Genomic DNA, 19622 nt, shown 5'->3' on the forward strand with positions numbered 1-19622 from the left:
TCTCGTTGTAACTTCGTATTTTTATGTAGTGTATTGATAATGATACGTAATTTGTTGTAAATTTTTCTTCATATTAATTGCTGTAGGTATCTCAGTTTTGATTGCACAAAAGTTGATTCTGTTATTTATTGATACTTTGGTTAGCGATCGAATAGTCGCGCAACCAATCAGAACCTCTTGCTAGTAATTGCTCTAAATTTTCTACCCGCCACAGCTTAGCAGTCCCATCATCTGAAGCAGTCGCAAGATACTGCCCATTGGGGCTAAAACTCACGCAAGTCACTCGGCGCTGGTGCCCTTTAAATTCCGCGAGTTGGTTACCCTGTAAATCCCATATGCGGGCGGTACCATCGCTTGAGCCAGTGGCAAGGGTTTGCCCATCCGGGCTGAAGCAAACGCTGCTGACCCAACCTTGATGTCCTTTGAATTCTGCTAGTTGATTTCCTTGCAAGTCCCACAATCTGGCATTACCATCGCTAGAAGCAGTGGCTAGTTGCTGCCCATTAAGGCTGAAGTTGACGCAGTTGATGCGGCGATGATGTGCTTGAAATTCTCCTAGTTGCTTGCCCTGTAAATTCCATAGTCTAACGATACCATTTTCTGAGGCAGTGGCTAAGTGCTGCCCGTTTGGGCTACAACTTACGCTCCAAACTATACCTCGATTTTCTAATTCTACTAGTTGCTTGCCTAGTAAATTCCATACTCTAGCCGTGCCATCAACAGAAGCAGTGACCAAATATTGACCGTTGGGACTAAAACTCACGCTGTTGACTCGGTGCTGATGTCCTTTGAATTCTACTAACTGGAGTCTTTGTAAGTCCCATAATTTGGCAGTACCGTCAAATGAGCTAGTGGCAAGGTATTGTCCATCCGGGCTAAAACTGACACCTCTGACTCGATCTTTATGTCCCCTAAATTCCTTTAGCTGCTTGCCTTGCAAATTCCACAGTTTAGCCGTACCGTCACCCGAACCCGTGGCAAGATATTGTCCGTTAATATGAAAACTTATACTGTTCACATCCCCTCGATGCCCTCGAAATTCTACTTGTTGTTTGCCCTGCACGTTCCACAGTCTAACGTCAGCTGAAGCGGTGGCAAGGGTTTGTCCATCCGGGCTGAAACTCACACTCCAAACCCAACCATCATTTCCTCGGAATTTCTGCACTTGATAGCCGTGCAAGTTCCAAAGTCTGGCAGTACCATCGCTTGAGCCAGTGGCAAGTGTTTGCCCATCCGGACTGAAACTTACACTTCTGACCTTGCCTTGATGCCCCTTAAATTCTACCAAGCAGTTACCTTGTAAGTCCCAAAGTCGTGCAGTGCGATCGTCTGAGGCAGTAGCAAGGGTTTGTCCATCTCGGCTGAAACAGATGCTGTTGATATGTCTCTGATGTCCCTCCAGTTTTAGCAGTGGCTTACCTTGCAAGTTCCAAAGTAGCGCAGTGCAATCGTTTGAAGCAGTGGCAAGGATTTGCCCATCCGGGCTGAAACAGACGCTATTGACCTTGTGCTGATGCCCCTTAAATTTCACCAATTGGTTGCCCTGTAGGTCCCAAAGTCGGGCAGTATTGTCATCTGAGGCAGTGGCAAGGGTTTGCCCATCCGGGCTGAAACAAACGCTGTTAACACATCTCTCATGCCCTTTGAACTCTGCCAGTTGGCTACCCTGTAAATTCCACAATCTGGCAGTGCGATCGTTTGATGCTGTGGCAAGGTATTGTCCATCCGGGCTGAAACAGACGGTGTTGATATGTCCTTCGTGCCCTTGAAATTCTATTAGTTGGCTACCCTGTAAGTTCCACAGTCGGGCGGTGCGATCGCTTGAGGCACTAGCAAGAGTTTGCCCATCCGGGCTGAAACTCACACTTCTTACCTCGTCCTGATGCCCTTGCAACCGATTCTTTTCTTGGATGTTGTCAAGAATCTGCTGTAAAGCCAGTAGTGGACTCAGTGCGGGATATTTTTCAAAAGATCGACCATCTTGAACTCGTGCTTTCAACTGTTTTCCAGCTTCCATTGCCGTCAGTAAGGCGTCTATCTGAGAAAACTCGAACTTTCGTAAAGCTCTTAATCCTGCTAACTCCAATTCTGTACCGATAAGCGCTTCTTCTCGCGCTGCTTCTGCTTCCTTGAGCTTAATCTGAGCTTCTTGAACTTCTTGCTTGACCTTATCTCGTTCTGCTTCTGAATCAGCTAAATCTTTCCTGACTTGTTGAACTTTTGCTTCCAAACTCTGACGGTGCTGCTCAACCCGTGCTAGCGCCACCTCCGCTTGCTTTCGTTGATCTTCTGCTTTGTGCCGCTGTTTTCTTTCTTTTTCAAGTTCTGCTATTAACTCTTTTAACCTTGGTTCTTGCTGTTGGCGAATCAACGCAGCTAAATAATCATGTACTAACTGATAGCGATCGTCTGGAAGTTCGGGCAACAAAACCACCAAACCGGAATCCACAAAAATCTTTAGCACTAAATCTAATTTGCTTGCTTCTGCAGTAAAATCTGTTACTAATACCTGCAAATCCCGTTCTACTTCAGCACGAGTTTTCAAGGGGCGAGTCCCTTTTTCATCTGTCATCAAGTACAGGACTAACTCAGCAGTTTCCTTATTTTCAGCACCGCAGTCTGACACGACTTGTGCTAAGTAGCGCTTCACTAATTCATTTTTAGGACCGCGATCTCTATACTGAACTAATGTTGTAATGTTCTCCGTTTGCAACTGCGCTCCCACAACTTGTAACTCAATCGGGCGCACTTCTCCTAACTTATCTGCTAAATCCTTTACTAGCTCCTCAATCAAAGCGGGCTCTAAGTGAAAATTAGAGCGATCTGTTAACTGTTCAATAATTGCTGTAGCATCAGCAGGCAAGAAATTTCCTAATGGGTAGAGGACATTTTTGCTAAGAATATCATTGCCGATAATTGCCATGCAAGGCAAACGATTGCACTCCAACAAATAATGCAGGTAATCCTCTCGTAACGAGAGAATAACTTTTACTGGCAGAATTTGAAAACACTCTCCCAAAAACTCAAAAAATTGCCGCCTTTCAGCCACACCATGATAGACGAAGAAGAATTCTTCAAACTGATCGAAAATGAGTACTGTCCGCAGATTGCATGACTCCAGTCTCCGTATTTGTGCCAGGATAGCGGCTGTGGAATCTAAAGAAGTTGTTAGCTGTATCCCTTTTTTTTCCAAAGCTTCTGTTAACAACCGTCCCAACTCTGCAACCCAACTCGTGTAAACGCGCATCAATACAGGTAAAGTATCTTGAATTCCAATAGCTTTTTGTTTGAGTGCTGGTAACAATCCCCCATTCACCAACGAACTTTTCCCTACCCCAGATTCTCCATGAATCGCAATTAGCTTGCAATCATTGCGACCAATTCGCTCGGTTAAACGCCGTACATCTAGCAACCGACCGGACGCTACAATCTCCAGAGCGACAGTCTCTTGAGTTTCTACTTGTCTTAGTGCTAATTCTGCCTGTCTTTGTGGCTGTATTCGACCTGCACCAATAAAGGAGCGGAATCCATATTGCTGCTCAATTGATTGCCTTTCTAGCTTAATTTCAAAGGCTTTAAGATATTCTTGTTGCTTAAAGTATACCTGCTGCAAATGACTGAGAATGTCAAGATACAAACAAGGGTTTTCTTCAGGATCTCCTATCTTTCTTGCTTCTTCTAAATTGCCGATCGCTTTTTCTGTTCGCTCTAAATGTTGTTGCGCTTTTGCTAAAATCAACAAATATCGACTCTTGTCTAATTTATAGACAACACCAGAAATTTCCTGCGATCGCTTCTTAAATGTCAATAAAGCTTCTAGGGCTTTCTTCGCTAACTCACGGGCATCTTCCCAGGCTTCTTGCGCTAGAGCTACTTCAGCTAAAAAACCGTAATCCCTTGCTAATTCAATTGGTTTGTCTTGAGCTTGGTGATGCTGCAAAGCTTTTTGAGCCAGAGTTTGCAACTGGTGCCAATTCTGCAAATCTCGAAGCATATCTCCGAATTTTAGAATTGAACTTGCACTTAAATCTATATTATCAATTTGTTCAAATATTTTAAAGCATTGCTGAATATAATGCCTAGTTGCTTGCAGATCGGGATGATTTTTTTCGCGATACCGAGGAGTTTTTACAAAATAGCAGAAGGCAATATCAATCAGCAGTTTTACTTGTTTGTTCAATTGGTGATTTTGCTGCCAAAGTTCTAATCCTTTTTGATAATGCTTGAGGGCTAGAGCGATTTTGCCATCAGTATATTCGGCTTCACCAAGTAAAGATTCTAAACTTGCTCTCAGTTCTAGGTCTAAGACTTGTTGGCGATTTTGTAAAATATGACAAGCTAGTTTTATTTCCCGACGAGCTTCTAAATTTAGGGTTAAATTACCCTCAAAGAATTGCTCGGAGGTTTTCTTTAAAAAGTCAACCAATTCCTCAGTAGCGATCGCAAACTCTGTACTTATTGCCCAACTCTCAAAATCAGGTGCTACCCGTATCAGTTTATTAAAGACCTCATCATCGATCCAAAGAACCAGTGGAAAATGAAAACTCTTCCGAAACTCCTCCCGCACTTGATTGGTTGCACTCAACAGATCTTCGAGATCGGTCACTGATTCCAAGCCTAATACCATTAAGACATCTGGCTGTTCTTGACCAAATTCCTTGTGAATCCTCGCGTAGAGGGTTTTTTCAGATTCCTGCAGTTCCAAGATACGGATTTCCACGTTCGTAAGTTCTTGCAACCGCTCGATCAAACGCACGCGCAAGCGAGCATAATTACACCTAGCTAAAAACAGCTTGAACCGACCCACAGAAGCGTCAATTCCCCATGCTAATTCTTCTAACGCACTCTCGTTGTCAGCAGAAACATCAATGGCATTTTCTTCCCATGCATTGCTATCAAGTCGGTGCAGGTCACTCATAGGCGCAGCTCTTTCGCCTCTGCTAAAATCGGGTTGACATCAAACCAAGACTCTCCGCGATCGCGATATTCAAACACCAACCGACTCCGGATTAGCGTTTGATATCCCCGGTCACCACTGACTTTTTTCCGTTGCTGGACTTGACGCAGTAATTGCCACTCTACGTCAGAGATGGGCATTGTCATTTCATTCCGACGGGCACGAATCACCTCTTCTAAAACTTCACCAGATAGAGGGAGTTTTCGTTCCTTTTTGATCCAAGTATTGAGCAATCTGAGCAAATCGCGGACGTGTCCTCCACTAACATAGCACAGGCGGTCTAAGGTTTCGGCACTCTCGAAAATTTCAGTAATCTTGTTTAGGCGTTGGTTCTCATCCAAATTGGGAAAGGCTCTAGCAAGCACCATTTGTCGCAGCAGTACCATTCCCACTTCATATTTAAGACCATCCGGTAACTGTACGGGGACCATGGGTAGCACTTTGGGTTCTTCTAAAAAGCGCTGAGTCAGATTGCCATAGTCGCTAGAAAATTTTAGTGCTAGTGGCATTGTATAAACTAGATGACAATTCAATTTGGTCAGACACTCAGCTTGATCGACAAAGAGGTATTCCTGTTGAGGACGCCCCCAAGATTTCTGGCGACTATCAATGCGATCGAGATTATCAACAATCACTACCAGCCCTTTTTTACCCTGCTGCTTCAGCATGGCGATCGCGGGTTCTAGGAGTTCTTGATTAATTGCTTCCAACAGCTGAGTTTTCTGGGGTCCGAGATACTGGTTAAGCCGTTCTCGCAATGTCGCATCATTTTTGACTCGGGTCGTAATTTCACCAATGCCAAAAGCAATAGAAACCTTTTGGTTTTCTGAGGTGTAACCAATATCGCCAATTTTGGGAAGCCCTGAAATTTCTGGAGGCTTCAATTTAAAGCCCGTTACTTCAACATTTAAAATTTTCCACGCTCCTTGTAGCAAATCCTTGAGCCTGTTGGGTTCTTTCTGCAAGAGATTTTCCAAGCTTTGACTGACGCGATGCGCGATCGCTAGCAAAACATCTCCAATATCTACATCTGCCATTTCCAAGTCTTCACTGGACTCAAAATAAACTACATGAAAGCTTTCCTGTTCTAGTTCTGTCTTGAGTCGTAATAACTCTGTAGATTTGCCACAACCAATATGCCCGGTAAATAGGACACAGGTAGGGTCATTGGGTGAGAAAAATGTAATATTATCTTTCAGTTCTTCTATAATCTGACCGCCTCGAACTGAGGAAAAATCAATATAATACTTTCTGTCTTCAGGATTTTCGACAAATAAGGTTTTTCCAGGGTCAGTTGCCTGAAAAAATTTTCGTAAATCTACTGTCATGCTAGTTCACTATCAGTTAATCTTCTCAAGCCATCTTAATAAAGATACGCTTAGACAAGTAGATTTTACGGAAATTATTTTAACTCTACATAGCAATCCTATCTAATTTGTAAAAATTTGAGTGTCCGGATCCCCGGCTTCTCACAGAAATCGGAGATATAACCGTTGTTAAATTTACGAACTTAAGCGCTCTCTAGAGATTTCTTTTTATGATGAGCTGCAGCTAATTGTCTGCCGTAGCTAATAGCAATTAATCCTGTTATATTCATAAATAAGCTGTAAATTACAGCTGGTACTGCCATATCAGGATTGTTGAGGATTCCGGCAGTAATTGCGATCGCGAGTGTAGCATTTTGAATCCCCACTTCAATTGCGATGCAGATTTGCTGAGGAAGATTGAGTTGGAACAATTTACTGAAATAAAATCCTACAAACATTGAGAGAACATTTAACAGTAAGACGCCAACTCCAACTTGAAGAATAAAACCAGGAAGACGGTTCCATTCGCGAACAATTAGCAAGAGAATAATTACAGCAAGTAATGCAACTGCAAAGCGACTAGTCACTTTTTCCAAGCGATGAGCAAGTTCTGGAAATATCTGCCGCACACCCATTCCCAAACCGATAGGAAGGAGCGTAATTAGAAAAATTTGTAGTATTGTTGAACCAATGGGTAAGGAGATTGCTGCCGTTTGTCCAAGGAAATGCTGAAGTGCAAAGTTTGCCAACACCGGAATTGTGAATACTGCGATCAGACTGCTAAAAGCCGTCAGAGTGACTGAGAGTGCAACATCACCTAAAGCGAGGAATGTTATTAAATTTGAGGACGGTCCACCAGGACAAATTGCCACTATCATTAATCCCACTGCAATTATAGGTTGCATGGGTACAATTTTAGCAACGATAAAACCAATAACAGGTAAAAAAACTAACTGACTTATTAAGCCAATTAAGACTGCTTTGGGATACTTCCTAACACGTTGAAAATCTTTTGGTACGAGAGATAAACCCATCCCCAACATCATGATAGCTAAGGCTAGGGGTAAAATAACAGCAGTAAACAAGTTTGCTTCCATAGTCTTCCTTGTATGAATGACAAGCTGATTTTACGGAGATCATCTTACTATCTCATGGGCTATATCTCTATAACTCCCAATATTTTTGAGAAGTCGAGTAAGCTAACAGTAGCAGTCTAATCCTCAAAAAATCATGGCAAATAGTCCGACAATTCTAGCTCTAGACTTTGATGGTGTCATTTGCGACGGACTGATTGAGTACTTTGAGGTATCTTGGCATACCTATTGTCAAGTTTGGTTACCTGACGATCGAACTCCACCTGGTGATTTGGCTTCCAAGTTTTACCGCCTCAGACCGGTGATTGAAACGGGTTGGGAAATGCCTGTACTCGTCAAAGCGCTCGTTGAAGGAATCGCCGAAGAAAAGATTCTTCAGGATTGGAGCGCGATCGCAAAACAAATTTTACAAGCAGGTAATTTCCAACCATCTGATATTGGTAGTAAACTAGACAAATATCGTGATGAATGGATTGCTACCGATTTAGATGGTTGGTTAAGTCGGCACAAGTTTTATCCAGGAGTCATTGAAAAACTGGAAGCGACAATCTCAAGCTCGATTAAATTATATATCGTCACTACGAAAGAAGGTCGTTTCGCACAACAACTGCTAGCGCAGCAAGGGGTTGAACTACCAAAAGAAGTTATTTTTGGTAAAGAAGTGAAGCGTCCTAAGTATGAAATTTTGCGAGAATTAATTCAAGCAGAAAAGATTGCGCCAGAAAGTTTGTGGTTCGTAGAAGATCGATTGAAAACTTTACAATTAGTCAAACAGCAAGCAGATTTGGAGGCAGTTAAACTCTTTTTTGCAGACTGGGGCTACAATACGGCTGTAGAAAAAGTAACTGCTAAAAACGATCCTCGAATTCATTTGCTGTCACTCGCTCAGTTTGCTCGAGATTTTTCTGATTGGTTGGTGGTTAATGCTTAATAGTTAGTGGTACTTTTTTACTACTAACCCTAATCGTGTAAGGGCGCAAGGCTGTGCGCCCCTACTAACAACTAACAACTAATCACCATGCTAGATCTCACCAAACTGACATTACAAATGCAAGGTTTGAGCCAGCACTTAACTCAAGAAGCGGCTGCAAGTCGTTATCGTTTGGAACTGGCTCAAAAACACCTTCAAGATGCACTGACCTCTCAGTTAGAGTTAGTACAGCAACAAGAAAAGTGGCGCGATCGCATTTTGTTTGCCAATGCGACTCCCGTAGAACCACTGAATACCTGTATTGAGATCCAAACTCCCCCTAAAATTCACACGGTTATTGCCACTGATGGTTCCCAAATAGCACCCAGCCATCATGAAATAGCGTATTGCTATCTCCTCAATATAGGAAGAGTTGTTTTGCATTACGGACAAAACCGTCATCCACTTTTAGATAGCTTACCTGAGATCTTCTATAGACCGGAGGATTTATACACCTCCCGTCAATGGGGTATTCGTACTGAAGAGTGGATGAGTTTCCGACGGACTGCTAGCGAAACTACTGTACTAGCAGAACTAGCTTGCAGTTCCACAGGAGGACACCGAGATAAGGAAATAGAAGAAATCCCAACACTGGCGATGGTGGATGGGTCTTTAATTTACTGGTTTTTGGAACAGTTGCCTTTTGATGCACGCAATCAAATATTACCTCCCATCTTAGAAGCTTGGCAAAAACTGCGTGAGGCAAAAATTCCCTTAATGGGCTATCTCAGCGCCTCCCGAAATGTGGAAGGGATAAATTTTTTACGTCTTTTAGCTTGTCCCCACCCAGTACCCGATTGTGCTAGTTTTTGCCCCAATCAACTCGATAAAGTTCCGTGTAAAATTTTTGAGCCCCTGCGAGACACAGCTCTTTGGTCAACTCAACTCAAACCCGGACAGCGAGGACCTTTATGGCGCAGCAATGCTCGTATTCTTGACTTATATGAAGACCAACAAATTTACTTTTGTTATATCCATGTAGGTGCTGAAATTGCTCGGATAGAAGTACCATCATGGGTGGCTCAAGACAAAAATATGTTCGATCGCTCCTTGGGGCTAATGCTCGGACAAGTACAGAAAGGGTATGGTTATCCTGTGGCGATAGCTGAAGCGCACAATCAAGCTGTGGTGAAAGGTGGGGATAAAGCAAGGTTCTTTTCCCTTCTAGAACGACAAATGATTAGGGCGGGTTTAAAAAATGTAGGAACTTCTTACAAAGAAGCAAGAAAGCGGGGAAGTATAGCATAATTAGCAAGAGCATCAGGAGGAAAAGAGTGCATGCCACAGGAAAAACGCTATTATACCCGTGATGAGTATTTAGCCATTGACCAAACAACCGGCTACAAAAGTGAGTATCTAGATGGAGAAATAGTGCCGATGATGGGAATTACAACCGAACACAATCAGATTACCGGAAATATTTATGCTTACCTAAAATTTGGTCTTAAAGGAAAAAATTACCGCGTGTATTTCAGTAATGTCCGCTTGTGGATACCGCGTTACAATCAATATACGTATCCAGATGTCATGGTCATTGATGGAGAACCGTTTTATGAGGGTACAGATAATACAACAGTGACCAATCCCTTATTAATTGTTCAAGTTTCATCAAGAGCCACAACCAATCATACTGACTCAGATAGATTTCGCTTTTATCGGTCAATTCCTGAATTCCGAGAATATGTCTCAATTGACCAAAATAGTTGTTATGCAGAACAATATACTAAAAACTCAAAAGGAAATTGGATACTCACTGAATACGATACTGTTAATTCTTTGTTAACATTTGATTCCATTGATTTTCAACTTTCTTTTACTGATATTTATGAGTTGGTGAATCTCCCTAATATGACTTTAAGTGAAGGTGCAAGGATTGACTATGGCTTTTAGAGGATGTTTGAAAACTATCAGCCTTATAGAAGGATCTACTATATAAACAAAGTCCGCACAGGCGGACTTCATTCAAAGAATCAACCTTGAGTGTTTCCACAAATAAAGAAGAGTATTTTTATATGAAGAAATAAAATTACTATTTGTCAGTATGTTCTCGATCGTAAATTTTTTGTAAAATTTCGTATTTAAATTTAATATTTTAAACGATCGTTTTTCAATCTATTTGGGGAAACCTGTATTTAGCGAGGATGGAATACAATACTTTTCGGTTATAATTCGATCCCCCCCCAACCCCTACAAAAGGGGTGGTAGGGGGATATTCTCAGCTTTGTATATATTCGACCGAGCAGTATTGAGATGAAATACACTTTTTACATAAGTTTGGTTGTGTTTAAGAGCTTTTAGTTTCTGAAACATTAAAATGCCCAAACAAGATAACTAAAGTCCGCTATATGCGGGCTTTTTGATTACTAGAAATGGATTTATAAAATGCAAAAAACTAGTATGAGTGATGGTAAAGATACAAAGAAGAACTACTTGCAATTCTTCTTACAATCTAACGAGTTACTATGTATTGCTAGTTTTAATGGGTATTTCCAGTCCTTAAATCCAGTTTGGACAAAAACTTTTGGTTGGTCAGAACAGGAATTCAAAAATCAACCGTTTATTGATTTTGCTCATCCAGAAGACTTTGATACTTGTCTTAATGCTTATTCTAAACTTGTGTCGGGAGCGGAAGTCATTGGTTTAGAAAGTCGTTTTTTGTGTCGGAATGGCTCTTATAAATGGCTGTCATGGAATGCGACTGTATCTGGTGATGAACGATTGATTTATGCAGTTGCTCGGGACATTACTGCTTGCAAAGAAAGTGAAATATTACAACAACAGTATATTAAGGAGTTAGAAGCTTTAAAATTCGCTTTAAATATTCATTCGTTGGTAGCTATTACGGATAACCAGGGCAAAATAACTTACGCAAATGAAAAATTTTGCGAAGTCTCTCAATATTCAAAGGAAGAATTAATAGGACAAGATCACCGTATTGTTAATTCTGGCTATCACTCTCAAGAATTTTTTGAAAATTTATGGAGAACAATTTCTCAGGGAAATATTTGGAAAGGAGAAATTAAAAACAAAGCCAAGAATGGCACTTATTACTGGGTAGATACTCTGATTGTGCCATTTTTAAATAAAATGGGAAAACCCTATCAATATGTGGCAATTCGTACAGATATTACACAGCGGAAACTTTCAGAACTAGCTTTGCTAGAGCGATCGCGTTTATCATTGCTAAGTGCGGAAATTAGCTTAGCCCTCTCACAAAGCAGTTCCCTTCCTGAAATCCTTCAAAGTTGTACAAAAACTTTGTCTCAGTATTTAGATATTGCTTTTGTTTGTATCTGGACTTTTGAGAATCAGACACATCAGATCCAATTACAAGCAGGTGTCCGATGTACGGATAGGATTTGTCAAACGTTAACCAACAGTCAAGATTTTCCAGAGCATGCGGTTTTAGCAAACAGCATCATTGGTTTAATGACAAAAAACAATCAAGCTCTTTTTAATGAAGAAGTTACGATAAAAAATGAAGAAAGTTTTATAGAGCCTTTTTTATCCAGTTTTCTTTTGGCTGCCTATCCGTTAATTATAGAGCAGCAAACTATTGGAATTATTGCTTTGTTTAACCAAGAGTTATTTACAAACTCAACTCATAATTTATTAAATTGGATTGCCAATAATATTGCAGTAGCCATCGATCGCATATGGGCGCGAGAAGAACTTTTGAGCCGCCGGGAAGCTTTATTGCTAAGGCTCGCCAATCAAATACGAAATTCACTAGATCTCGATACAATTATGGCAACAGCTGTTTGTGAAATTCGCAGCTTATTGCAAATCGATCGTTGCTGTTTTCTCCGATATTTGCCAAACTTACCTCAGCCAACATTGACTATTACCCATGAAGCTCGAAATCCCGAATTAATCACTATGTTGGGTGATATTCCACCACAAAAAAATTCTTTTTTAGTCAATATATTGCTGAATGAGGAATTACTTTGTATTGATTCTACCAACAAAATATGCTTGCTAGATTGCAATACCCAAGAATTTTTCGCCAAATTTAACATAAAGTCTCAACTTTTACTACCAGTTAAGTGTAAGTCAGGTGACTTTGGAGCCATTGTTTGCAGTCATAGTTGCGAGAAACGGACTTGGAGTCATAGCGAAATTAGTTTGTTACAAGCTGTGACGGATCAATTAGCAATTGCGATCGATCATGCCCAACTCTACAGGGAAAGCCGTGCAGCTACTTTAGCTGCCCAAACTCATGCAGAAAAACTTGCGGAAACTTTGCAAAAGTTACAGGAAACTCAAGCGCAACTGATTCAACATGAAAAGATGTCTAGCTTGGGACAACTTGTAGCGGGAGTTGCACATGAAATTAATAATCCAGTGAGTTTTATTCACGGCAATATTACCCATGCAAGTGAATATATACAGGATTTGTTAGAGCTATTAAAACTTTATCACCAACATTATCCTTATCCCGCGCCTGAGATTCAATCTTTTTGTAAAGAAATCGAAATAGAATTTCTTGCTGATGACTTAGGCAAAATCCTATCTTCTATGAAAATAGGGACTAATCGTATCCGCGAGATTGTTCTTAGTTTGAGAAATTTTTCCCGTCTTGATGAAGCGGCAAAAAAGCCAGTCGATATTCACGAAGGTATAGAAAATACACTGTTGATTTTACAACACCGATTGCAATCTAGTAAATGCTGTATTTCTATTGTTAAACAATACGGTGATTTACCTTTAGTGGACTGTTATCCAGGTCAATTGAATCAAGTTTTTATGAATATTTTGACTAATGCAATTGATGCTTTAGAAGAGGGATTGGGGAGAGCAGAATTTCCTCTGGAGAGCGGGGATAACCGCGACTCGGAACTTCGAGTCCCCACAATTTACATTAGCACCGCAGTTGGAAGTAACAATTTTGCCCTGATTCAGATTGTTGATAATGGCTTTGGAATGACGGAAGATACCAGAAAACGATTGTTCGATCCCTTTTTTACAACAAAACCTGTAGGTAAGGGAACGGGGCTGGGGTTATCAATCAGTTACCAAATTATTGTAGAAAAGCATGGCGGAAGTTTGAAATGTATATCAGAACCTGGTAAAGGTACAGAGTTTTTGATTCAGATTCCCATTAGCTCGAATTAGAATGGCAGAAGAAGAAATATTTTTAAACAAGAAGGTATGCAAAATTTAAGCACATCCCAAACAACAGCGCTAGGTTTCGAGCTTTTTCACGTTCAAACGGATACACCTTTTGAGTTACCCCCAAATCTTGCTGTCATTCGTGTTGGCAAGCAAAATGAGCAAATTGCACCGGATATTAATGTTACATTCTTACCTGATGCCGATATTGTTTCTCGGTTGCATTTAGAAATTCAAGTAGAAGAAAATACTTATTATATTACCGATATCGGTAGTTCTAACGGTACATTTCTTAATGGAGTGAAGTTAGAACCAAGAAAGCGTTACCTCCTTCAAGTGGGAGACAAAATCAACCTCGGACAGGAAGAAAAAGTTACATTTATATTTCAGTATAAACAAAATCTGATTGTTCCCTCTAATGCTCCCATTAGTAAACCTACAGTGCTCCAACCCGAAATCGTACATAATTCTCAACTCCCTCAAGTCGATCGCAACAGCAAACTTGCAGGTGCGGGTTTGATGCTTATCGGTATTTTATTATTTGCAGCTAACACGCAAATTGGTATTTTCATACGTATTCCATCCGTTTTGCTGCTAGTAGTAGGAGCAGCGCTTGTGTTATGGCGTCGCGATTACCGCACTATAGGATGGGTTTTGATAGGGCTTGGAGTTGCAGTTATGATTTTCACAGGGAATTTATTTGCATCTTTCAATCTTTTAGCTATCCTTTTCGCCTCTGCTTTGTTTGCTGCAGGGTATCAGTTATTTAAAACTGGTAAAGTTTTGAATTATAGTTTGCAGTCTGTTAGGGAATTAGTCAAACGCTAAAAGGATAAAAAACTTCTCCATATAAATTCCCTCTTTTTCTGGTTCTTTCAGTTTCTTGTTCCCAGGTAGAACCTGGGAACGAGAGTCAAGCCTGAGTACAGGAGTGTCTGTTTAAATTTGGTAGTCCCACATTGAAATTTTGCCACAAAATTGATTTGCAGGTACAGCAGCCAACATTTTCTTAGGATAGGGAAGATTCAGGTTATTCATGAGTTCAATAAACTGCTTGCGGCTGCGTCCGGCAAAACGCGGGTTCCAAGATTTTTCTTCTCCGATGGTAGATACTGTTCGTCCTTGATAGTCATGACCGGGATACACGAAAGTCTCTTCCGGTAAGGCAAACAGCTTTTGAGTTACAACATCATACAACAATCCCGCATCACCGTTTTGAAAGTCGGTACGACCGCAACCTCGGATAAACAAAGCATCTCCACTTAACAAATGAGTTCCATTCACGAGATATGCCATATGACTATCTGTGTGTCCCGGTGTTGCGATCGCTTGAATTCTCACACTCCCCAATTCCAGTATCGCCCTATCTGCAATATAGCTGTCTGCACCGATGGTCGCAGCTTTTTCAGGGACAATACTCAAACAACCCGTCAATTCTCTCAATTTATCTGACCCGGTTATGTGGTCTGCATGAATGTGGGTCTCCAGACAGTAACGTAAAGTCAATCCCAATTCTCGCAAGATTTGAAGGTCGCGTTCGACTTGTTCCAACACGGAATCTATCAGGATAGCTTCTTTCGTTTCTGGGTCGGCAATGAGGTAAGTATAAGTACTTGACTCTTTATCAAACAATTGGCGAAATAGCATAACAGGTTTCGGCAACTTGCTTACTTCAATAGCAGGATAAAGTTTGGAATCGAGAGATTTCAGTAACTCCTGAGCTAAAGAAACTGCCTGAACTCGAATTTCTGGAACAGCAGTTGTTTCCCAAAGATTTCCCTTACGGGGTGTTCCTAACGTATACAAAAGTTCGGAAACATTGCCATCAGCATCAATGAGAGCACCGTTAGCAGCAGTATCAATACCGATAGACAGGGTGCTCGAACGGAATAGCCTTTGTTCTTGAAGGCTCGAAAGCAACGGATGCTGCAATCTGCGGTAGTTGCAGTTTGAACCGGTACAGTTCACTATTCTGCTTACCTGTAGAACAATATCTGCACTTGTTCCCCGTTCGCGAATGGTTACATTCACTCCCTTCTCAAACTCTTGGCAAGTTTGAATCCGACCTCCGTAGTGGCGTAATTGACCGGACTGAACGGCTGTATCTAAAACTTCTGCAATTTCTTCAGCAATCCGATGGCGGTGAACTTCCCAGTAAGCTTTCACGTGGCGGAGAAACCTTTTCTGTTCTTTAAATGGAAGTGCTTGCCAGAGTTCTTGAGTGACCGGACGGAGAGCATCAATGACTCCACGCCAGTCTTGTCCTCGATCGCTCGCGACTTTTACTTCCTGACGTACCAAGTGGAACAGCCCTCTTGCAGTTTTTGGAGCAGTTTCCAAATTGAGAAATGCTGCGTAAGGAGTTGTTGGTTTGTGATGACAGGGCATTAAGCCATGGCGGGAGACTGCGTGAATCTGTCCTTTAAATCCTTGTTGGTGCAGCGCAACAACTGCATCTGCCATAGTCAGCCCAGTTCCCACTAGCAAAATTGAATCTTCTGGGCTGAGATTTGCGATCGCATCTTCAGCCCAAGCATCTTTAACATAGGGATTGGGGTTACCCAAAGCAGCAATTGGTTCGGGTAAAGAAGCAGGAAAATTACCCAAAGCAAGCACAGCCTTTTGTACCTGCAAACGCCTGCCATTATTCAAGTACACTCGAACGCTATAAGTTGTTGTATCAATATAGATAGCTTCACCAACAATCCTTTCAAACTCGACCCCAGCTTGAGCCTTTGCCTGTGCTTCTTGCAAAATTGCTTGGATATAACTTCCATAAACAGTACGCGGTACAAATGTCGATGCAGTGACTTGTTCGTACCCATTTGCGTGTAGCCATTTCAAGAAATGATCTGATTCATCTGGAAATGCACTCATCTTACCTGCAGGAACGTTCAGCAAATGACAATCAACTCGCGTACCATATGCGACCCCTTTACCTATTTCACAATTGCGTTCAATTAATTTTATAGAAATCGGTATTGTTGCATTACGCAAAAGATTAGCAGCCACAAGAGAACCACTTAAACCGCCTCCAATAATAGCTATTGTTTGTGGAGAAACACTTTGATTTAAAATAGACTTATACATAGGAAAAACTAAATTTATTTGGTGTATATCTACAAAATTTAGTCCATCCCTTCCGTAAATGTCCATGCTTTTCTCCTGGGTATAAGTACAAATCAAATTTAAACCCCACTTAAACAACCGAAAAACTCGGAATTTCCATTGAGTCTTTAATATGTTGAAATCGCATCATCTCAAACCCAGATAAAATAAGTATTTAAGAATTTAATGTGCCTTCTTGTCCAACTAATCCGATACGAATAGTGTTGTTTTAAAATTACCTATTATGAGTCATTTTTTTACGGAAATTTTTCTTAACTCATTGTTATGATTTCCTGACAAAACTAGAAAATCTGCTGCTCTCTAGGGACTCGCAGTCGTTAAAAAAATTACTTTTGAAGCGCAGAGGTACAGAGAACACAGAGGAAAAATGATTTACTCGCCAACCATGATTAGATAGCAACTCTTCTTCTCTTCATTTCTTCGTTTCTTCTAAGGAGTGAGAAAATTTTATAATTCCAATAACGATTCTATTTAATTTGCAGGAAATCTCCCAATGAATGCACATTGCTCTCATTCATAGAATTCTGAGACTATACAAACAAAGTTCCTCCCGTGGGAAACTCCCTTACAAGGCTCGATTCACTACCTGCGCGGATTCATTACAACACAAGATCTGAAACCCACTTAGGTGAGTTTTGCGTGTATAGCCTCAATTACGTACCTTCTCAAATATTCTCTAACAATATGACAAATCAAACACTTGGACTCGAAAAAAATCTGTATGAGTACTTATTATCAGTCTCCGTACAAGAACCAGAAATTTTAACACAACTGAGACAAGAAACAGCCCAGCACCCAATGAGCCAAATGCAAATTGCTCCAGAACAGGGACAGTTTCTCGCTTTACTGGTTCAGTTGATGAATGCAAAAAAAACATTAGATATAGGGGTATTTACTGGGTATAGTTCCCTAGTTGTTGCTCTAGCATTACCACCAGAAGGTAAAGTCGTGGCTTGTGATGTGAGTGAAGAGTATACAGCGATCGCACGTCGTTATTGGCAGCAAGCGGGTGTGGCAAATAAAATCGAGCTACATATAGCCCCAGCCATAGAGACATTAGATCGCTTGCGGGCGCAGGGAGAAACTTTTGATTTTGCCTTCATTGACGCAGACAAAAGTAACTATGACAATTACTACGAGCAAGCTTTACAGTTAGTGCGTCCCGGTGGGTTAATTGCCATTGATAATGTCTTGTGGTCGGGAAGAGTTGCAGATCCTCAAGTACAAGATAACAGAACAAATTATATGCGTACTTTTAATGAGAAATTGTATCGAGATTCAAGAGTCACAATTAGTTTAGTACCGATTGCTGATGGTTTAACTTTAGCACTGAAAAAAGGCTAATGGCTAATAGCTAATGGCTGATGGTTGATGGTTGACGGCTAATGATTAATATGCAGATGACATACGTGAAATACAATTTACAAAGCTGCATTAAAACCCTGCTGTTCGGTGAGTTTCCCGATGCGAAAAATACACAGGTGGGGAATAAAAACAATTAGCTATTAGCTATTAGCTATTAGCCATTAGCAATTAGCCATTAACACTCCTTCTATTTGCCAATTCTATTTGTCGCTGCTTTTCCATCTGACGTTCTTTTTTCCCCTCAGAAAGGGTTTCAAAACAGTGAGGACAGGAAATACCTTTTTCGTATTGAGGAGAAGTTTTGTCTGCTTCAGAGATGGGATGTCCGCAACTCGCACACAAATCGTAAGTTCCTGGTTCTAAAGCGTGACGAACAGCGATACGTTCGTCAAAAACAAAACATTCGCCTTCCCACAAACTTTCAGATTCTGGGACTTCCTCTAAGTATTTCAGAATTCCGCCTTTTAAGTGATAAACTTCTTTAAATCCCTGAGAAATCATAAAGGAAGAGGCTTTTTCGCAACGAATTCCACCCGTACAAAACAAAGCCACTTTTTTGTGTTGCTTGGGATCTAGCTGATGAAAAACATATTCTGGAAATTCGCGGAATGACTTTGTGTTGGGATTTTGTGCTTTTTGGAAAGTACCAATGCTGACCTCGTAGTCATTGCGCGTGTCTATCACTGTGACTTCTGGATCGTTGAGGAGAGTATTCCAATCTTTAGGATCGACATAAGTACCAACTTGTTCGTTTGGATTGACTTCTGATAACCCGATGGTGACAATTTCTTTCTTCAGTCGCACTTTCATGCGTTGAAACGGGGGGGACTCTGCGTGTGATTCTTTATGTTCCAAATCTTCCAAGCGAGGATCGCTACGCAAAAAGGATAACACTGAATCGATCGCTTGACGAGAACCTGCGATCGTACCGTTAATGCCTTCTGGTGCTAGCAGAATCGTCCCCTTAATATCATGTGCTTGACAAAAAGATAACAAAGGCTGTTGTTTCTCAGCAAAATCTGGCAAACTCACAAATTTATAAAGTGCAGCAACGACTAAAGACATTTTTTGATTAATCCCCTTTCCGCAAACCAGGAATTTAAGCTATGATACTTTTGTTGGTGTAAATTACTTACACTTCCTATCTTAAGGGGGTATAGCTCAGTTGGTAGAGCGCCTGCTTTGCAAGCAGGATGTCAGGAGTTCGAGTCTCCTTACCTCCATAGTTAGCGATCGCTAAACAATTATTGTCAAGCATATAATCTAGTCATCGTCGTCTTCGTATTCTGCCCATGAGTTTGGAGTCTCAGAGACTGCTACTTTGAGATGTACGCCGGGAGGGACTCTTTTTTTGGTTTCATCGTAAATATACTTGGCAATCATCTCAGCAGTTGTTTCATATTCTGGGGGTATGACTTCGTTAAGTACGCAGTGGTCAAGCCCTCCTTTTTTCACATCCTGTTTAGCCCAGCGTAAGGTTCTAAAATCAGCCACCATAACTTCATGGGGACAGTATTGCGAGGAGTGCAGTTTTGATGAAGTTGCTTCAATTTTTACTTTGTAAGTATGACCGTGCAATCGACCGCACGGTCCATCGTAGTCTCGTATGTAATGGGCGCTATCAAATGTAAATTCAGTGACCAATTTCCACTTTGGCATTCTTGTATCCTTTAATCATTGCCACTGGG

Annotated in this window: 12 protein-coding genes and 1 tRNA gene; 7 read left to right on the forward strand and 6 right to left on the reverse strand. The window is 41.1% G+C overall.

The window, feature by feature from the left end:
- Positions 1-121 precede the first annotated feature (121 nt).
- From HC643_RS11275 to HC643_RS11285, 3 genes are all read right to left on the reverse strand, one after another.
- Positions 122-4918: a WD40 domain-containing protein gene (locus HC643_RS11275; protein ID WP_038075166.1), complete on the reverse strand. Its 4797-nt coding sequence runs from the start codon at positions 4916-4918 to the stop codon at positions 122-124.
- Positions 4915-6285: an ATP-binding protein gene (locus tag HC643_RS11280; RefSeq protein ID WP_038075169.1), complete on the reverse strand. Its 1371-nt coding sequence runs from the start codon at positions 6283-6285 to the stop codon at positions 4915-4917. The genes HC643_RS11275 and HC643_RS11280 overlap by 4 nt, the downstream gene beginning before the upstream one ends.
- Positions 6286-6467: 182 nt before the next feature.
- Entirely contained in the window at positions 6468-7361 is an 894-nt protein-coding gene (locus HC643_RS11285; RefSeq protein ID WP_038075172.1) for a bile acid:sodium symporter family protein, read from the reverse strand.
- A gap of 133 nt (positions 7362-7494) precedes the next feature.
- Between HC643_RS11285 and HC643_RS11290 the strand changes: the two genes are divergently transcribed.
- From HC643_RS11290 to HC643_RS11310, 5 genes are all read left to right on the forward strand, one after another.
- A complete protein-coding gene (locus HC643_RS11290) occupies positions 7495-8289 on the forward strand; it encodes an HAD family hydrolase (protein ID WP_038075175.1) in 795 nt (264 codons plus the stop codon).
- A gap of 87 nt (positions 8290-8376) precedes the next feature.
- Positions 8377-9576: a DNA double-strand break repair nuclease NurA gene (locus HC643_RS11295; RefSeq protein WP_050045681.1), complete on the forward strand. Its 1200-nt coding sequence runs from the start codon at positions 8377-8379 to the stop codon at positions 9574-9576.
- Between the two features lie 30 nt (positions 9577-9606).
- Positions 9607-10218, forward strand: coding sequence for a Uma2 family endonuclease (locus tag HC643_RS11300; protein ID WP_038075177.1), 612 nt, complete (start codon positions 9607-9609; stop codon positions 10216-10218).
- 492 nt (positions 10219-10710) lie between these two features.
- On the forward strand, positions 10711-13443 hold the full coding sequence (locus tag HC643_RS11305; RefSeq protein WP_237265866.1) for a PAS domain S-box protein: 2733 nt from the start codon (positions 10711-10713) through the stop codon (positions 13441-13443).
- A gap of 36 nt (positions 13444-13479) precedes the next feature.
- The gene (locus HC643_RS11310) at positions 13480-14268 is read left to right on the forward strand and encodes an FHA domain-containing protein (protein ID WP_038075185.1); all 789 of its coding nucleotides are present in this window, start codon (positions 13480-13482) and stop codon (positions 14266-14268) included.
- 111 nt (positions 14269-14379) lie between these two features.
- Here the strand turns inward: HC643_RS11310 and HC643_RS11315 are convergent, their stop codons facing one another.
- Complete coding sequence (locus HC643_RS11315) at positions 14380-16530, reverse strand: FAD/NAD(P)-binding protein (protein ID WP_038075269.1); 2151 nt, start codon at positions 16528-16530, stop codon at positions 14380-14382.
- Between the two features lie 723 nt (positions 16531-17253).
- Between HC643_RS11315 and HC643_RS11320 the strand changes: the two genes are divergently transcribed.
- Positions 17254-17913 carry a class I SAM-dependent methyltransferase gene (locus HC643_RS11320; RefSeq protein WP_038075188.1) on the forward strand — a complete coding sequence of 220 codons (660 nt, stop codon included), beginning with the start codon at positions 17254-17256 and terminating at the stop codon, positions 17911-17913.
- Between the two features lie 189 nt (positions 17914-18102).
- Here HC643_RS11320 and trhO read toward each other — a convergent pair whose 3' ends face one another.
- A complete protein-coding gene (gene trhO, locus HC643_RS11325) occupies positions 18103-18999 on the reverse strand; it encodes an oxygen-dependent tRNA uridine(34) hydroxylase TrhO (protein WP_038075191.1) in 897 nt (298 codons plus the stop codon).
- An 85-nt stretch (positions 19000-19084) separates the two neighbouring features.
- Between trhO and HC643_RS11330 the strand changes: the two genes are divergently transcribed.
- Positions 19085-19157 (forward strand) — tRNA-Ala (locus HC643_RS11330).
- A gap of 40 nt (positions 19158-19197) precedes the next feature.
- Here HC643_RS11330 and HC643_RS11335 read toward each other — a convergent pair.
- Complete coding sequence (locus HC643_RS11335) at positions 19198-19593, reverse strand: 6-pyruvoyl trahydropterin synthase family protein (RefSeq protein ID WP_038075194.1); 396 nt, start codon at positions 19591-19593, stop codon at positions 19198-19200.
- Positions 19594-19622 lie beyond the last annotated feature (29 nt).

The organism is Tolypothrix bouteillei VB521301 (genome assembly GCF_000760695.4).
Taxonomy (GTDB): Bacteria; Cyanobacteriota; Cyanobacteriia; order Cyanobacteriales; family Nostocaceae; genus Scytonema; species Scytonema bouteillei_A.

What these genes read in the sequence shown, in the direction of transcription:
- HC643_RS11275 (WP_038075166.1), bottom strand. Translation starts at nt 4,918, where the DNA reads ATGAGTGACCTGCACCGACTTGATAGCAATGCATGGGAAGAAAATGCC.
- HC643_RS11280 (WP_038075169.1), bottom strand. Translation starts at nt 6,285, where the DNA reads ATGACAGTAGATTTACGAAAATTTTTTCAGGCAACTGACCCTGGAAAA.
- HC643_RS11285 (WP_038075172.1), bottom strand. Translation starts at nt 7,361, where the DNA reads ATGGAAGCAAACTTGTTTACTGCTGTTATTTTACCCCTAGCCTTAGCT.
- HC643_RS11290 (WP_038075175.1), top strand. Translation starts at nt 7,495, where the DNA reads ATGGCAAATAGTCCGACAATTCTAGCTCTAGACTTTGATGGTGTCATT.
- HC643_RS11295 (WP_050045681.1), top strand. Translation starts at nt 8,377, where the DNA reads ATGCTAGATCTCACCAAACTGACATTACAAATGCAAGGTTTGAGCCAG.
- HC643_RS11300 (WP_038075177.1), top strand. Translation starts at nt 9,607, where the DNA reads ATGCCACAGGAAAAACGCTATTATACCCGTGATGAGTATTTAGCCATT.
- HC643_RS11305 (WP_237265866.1), top strand. Translation starts at nt 10,711, where the DNA reads ATGCAAAAAACTAGTATGAGTGATGGTAAAGATACAAAGAAGAACTAC.
- HC643_RS11310 (WP_038075185.1), top strand. Translation starts at nt 13,480, where the DNA reads ATGCAAAATTTAAGCACATCCCAAACAACAGCGCTAGGTTTCGAGCTT.
- HC643_RS11315 (WP_038075269.1), bottom strand. Translation starts at nt 16,530, where the DNA reads ATGTATAAGTCTATTTTAAATCAAAGTGTTTCTCCACAAACAATAGCT.
- HC643_RS11320 (WP_038075188.1), top strand. Translation starts at nt 17,254, where the DNA reads ATGACAAATCAAACACTTGGACTCGAAAAAAATCTGTATGAGTACTTA.
- trhO (WP_038075191.1), bottom strand. Translation starts at nt 18,999, where the DNA reads ATGTCTTTAGTCGTTGCTGCACTTTATAAATTTGTGAGTTTGCCAGAT.
- HC643_RS11335 (WP_038075194.1), bottom strand. Translation starts at nt 19,593, where the DNA reads ATGCCAAAGTGGAAATTGGTCACTGAATTTACATTTGATAGCGCCCAT.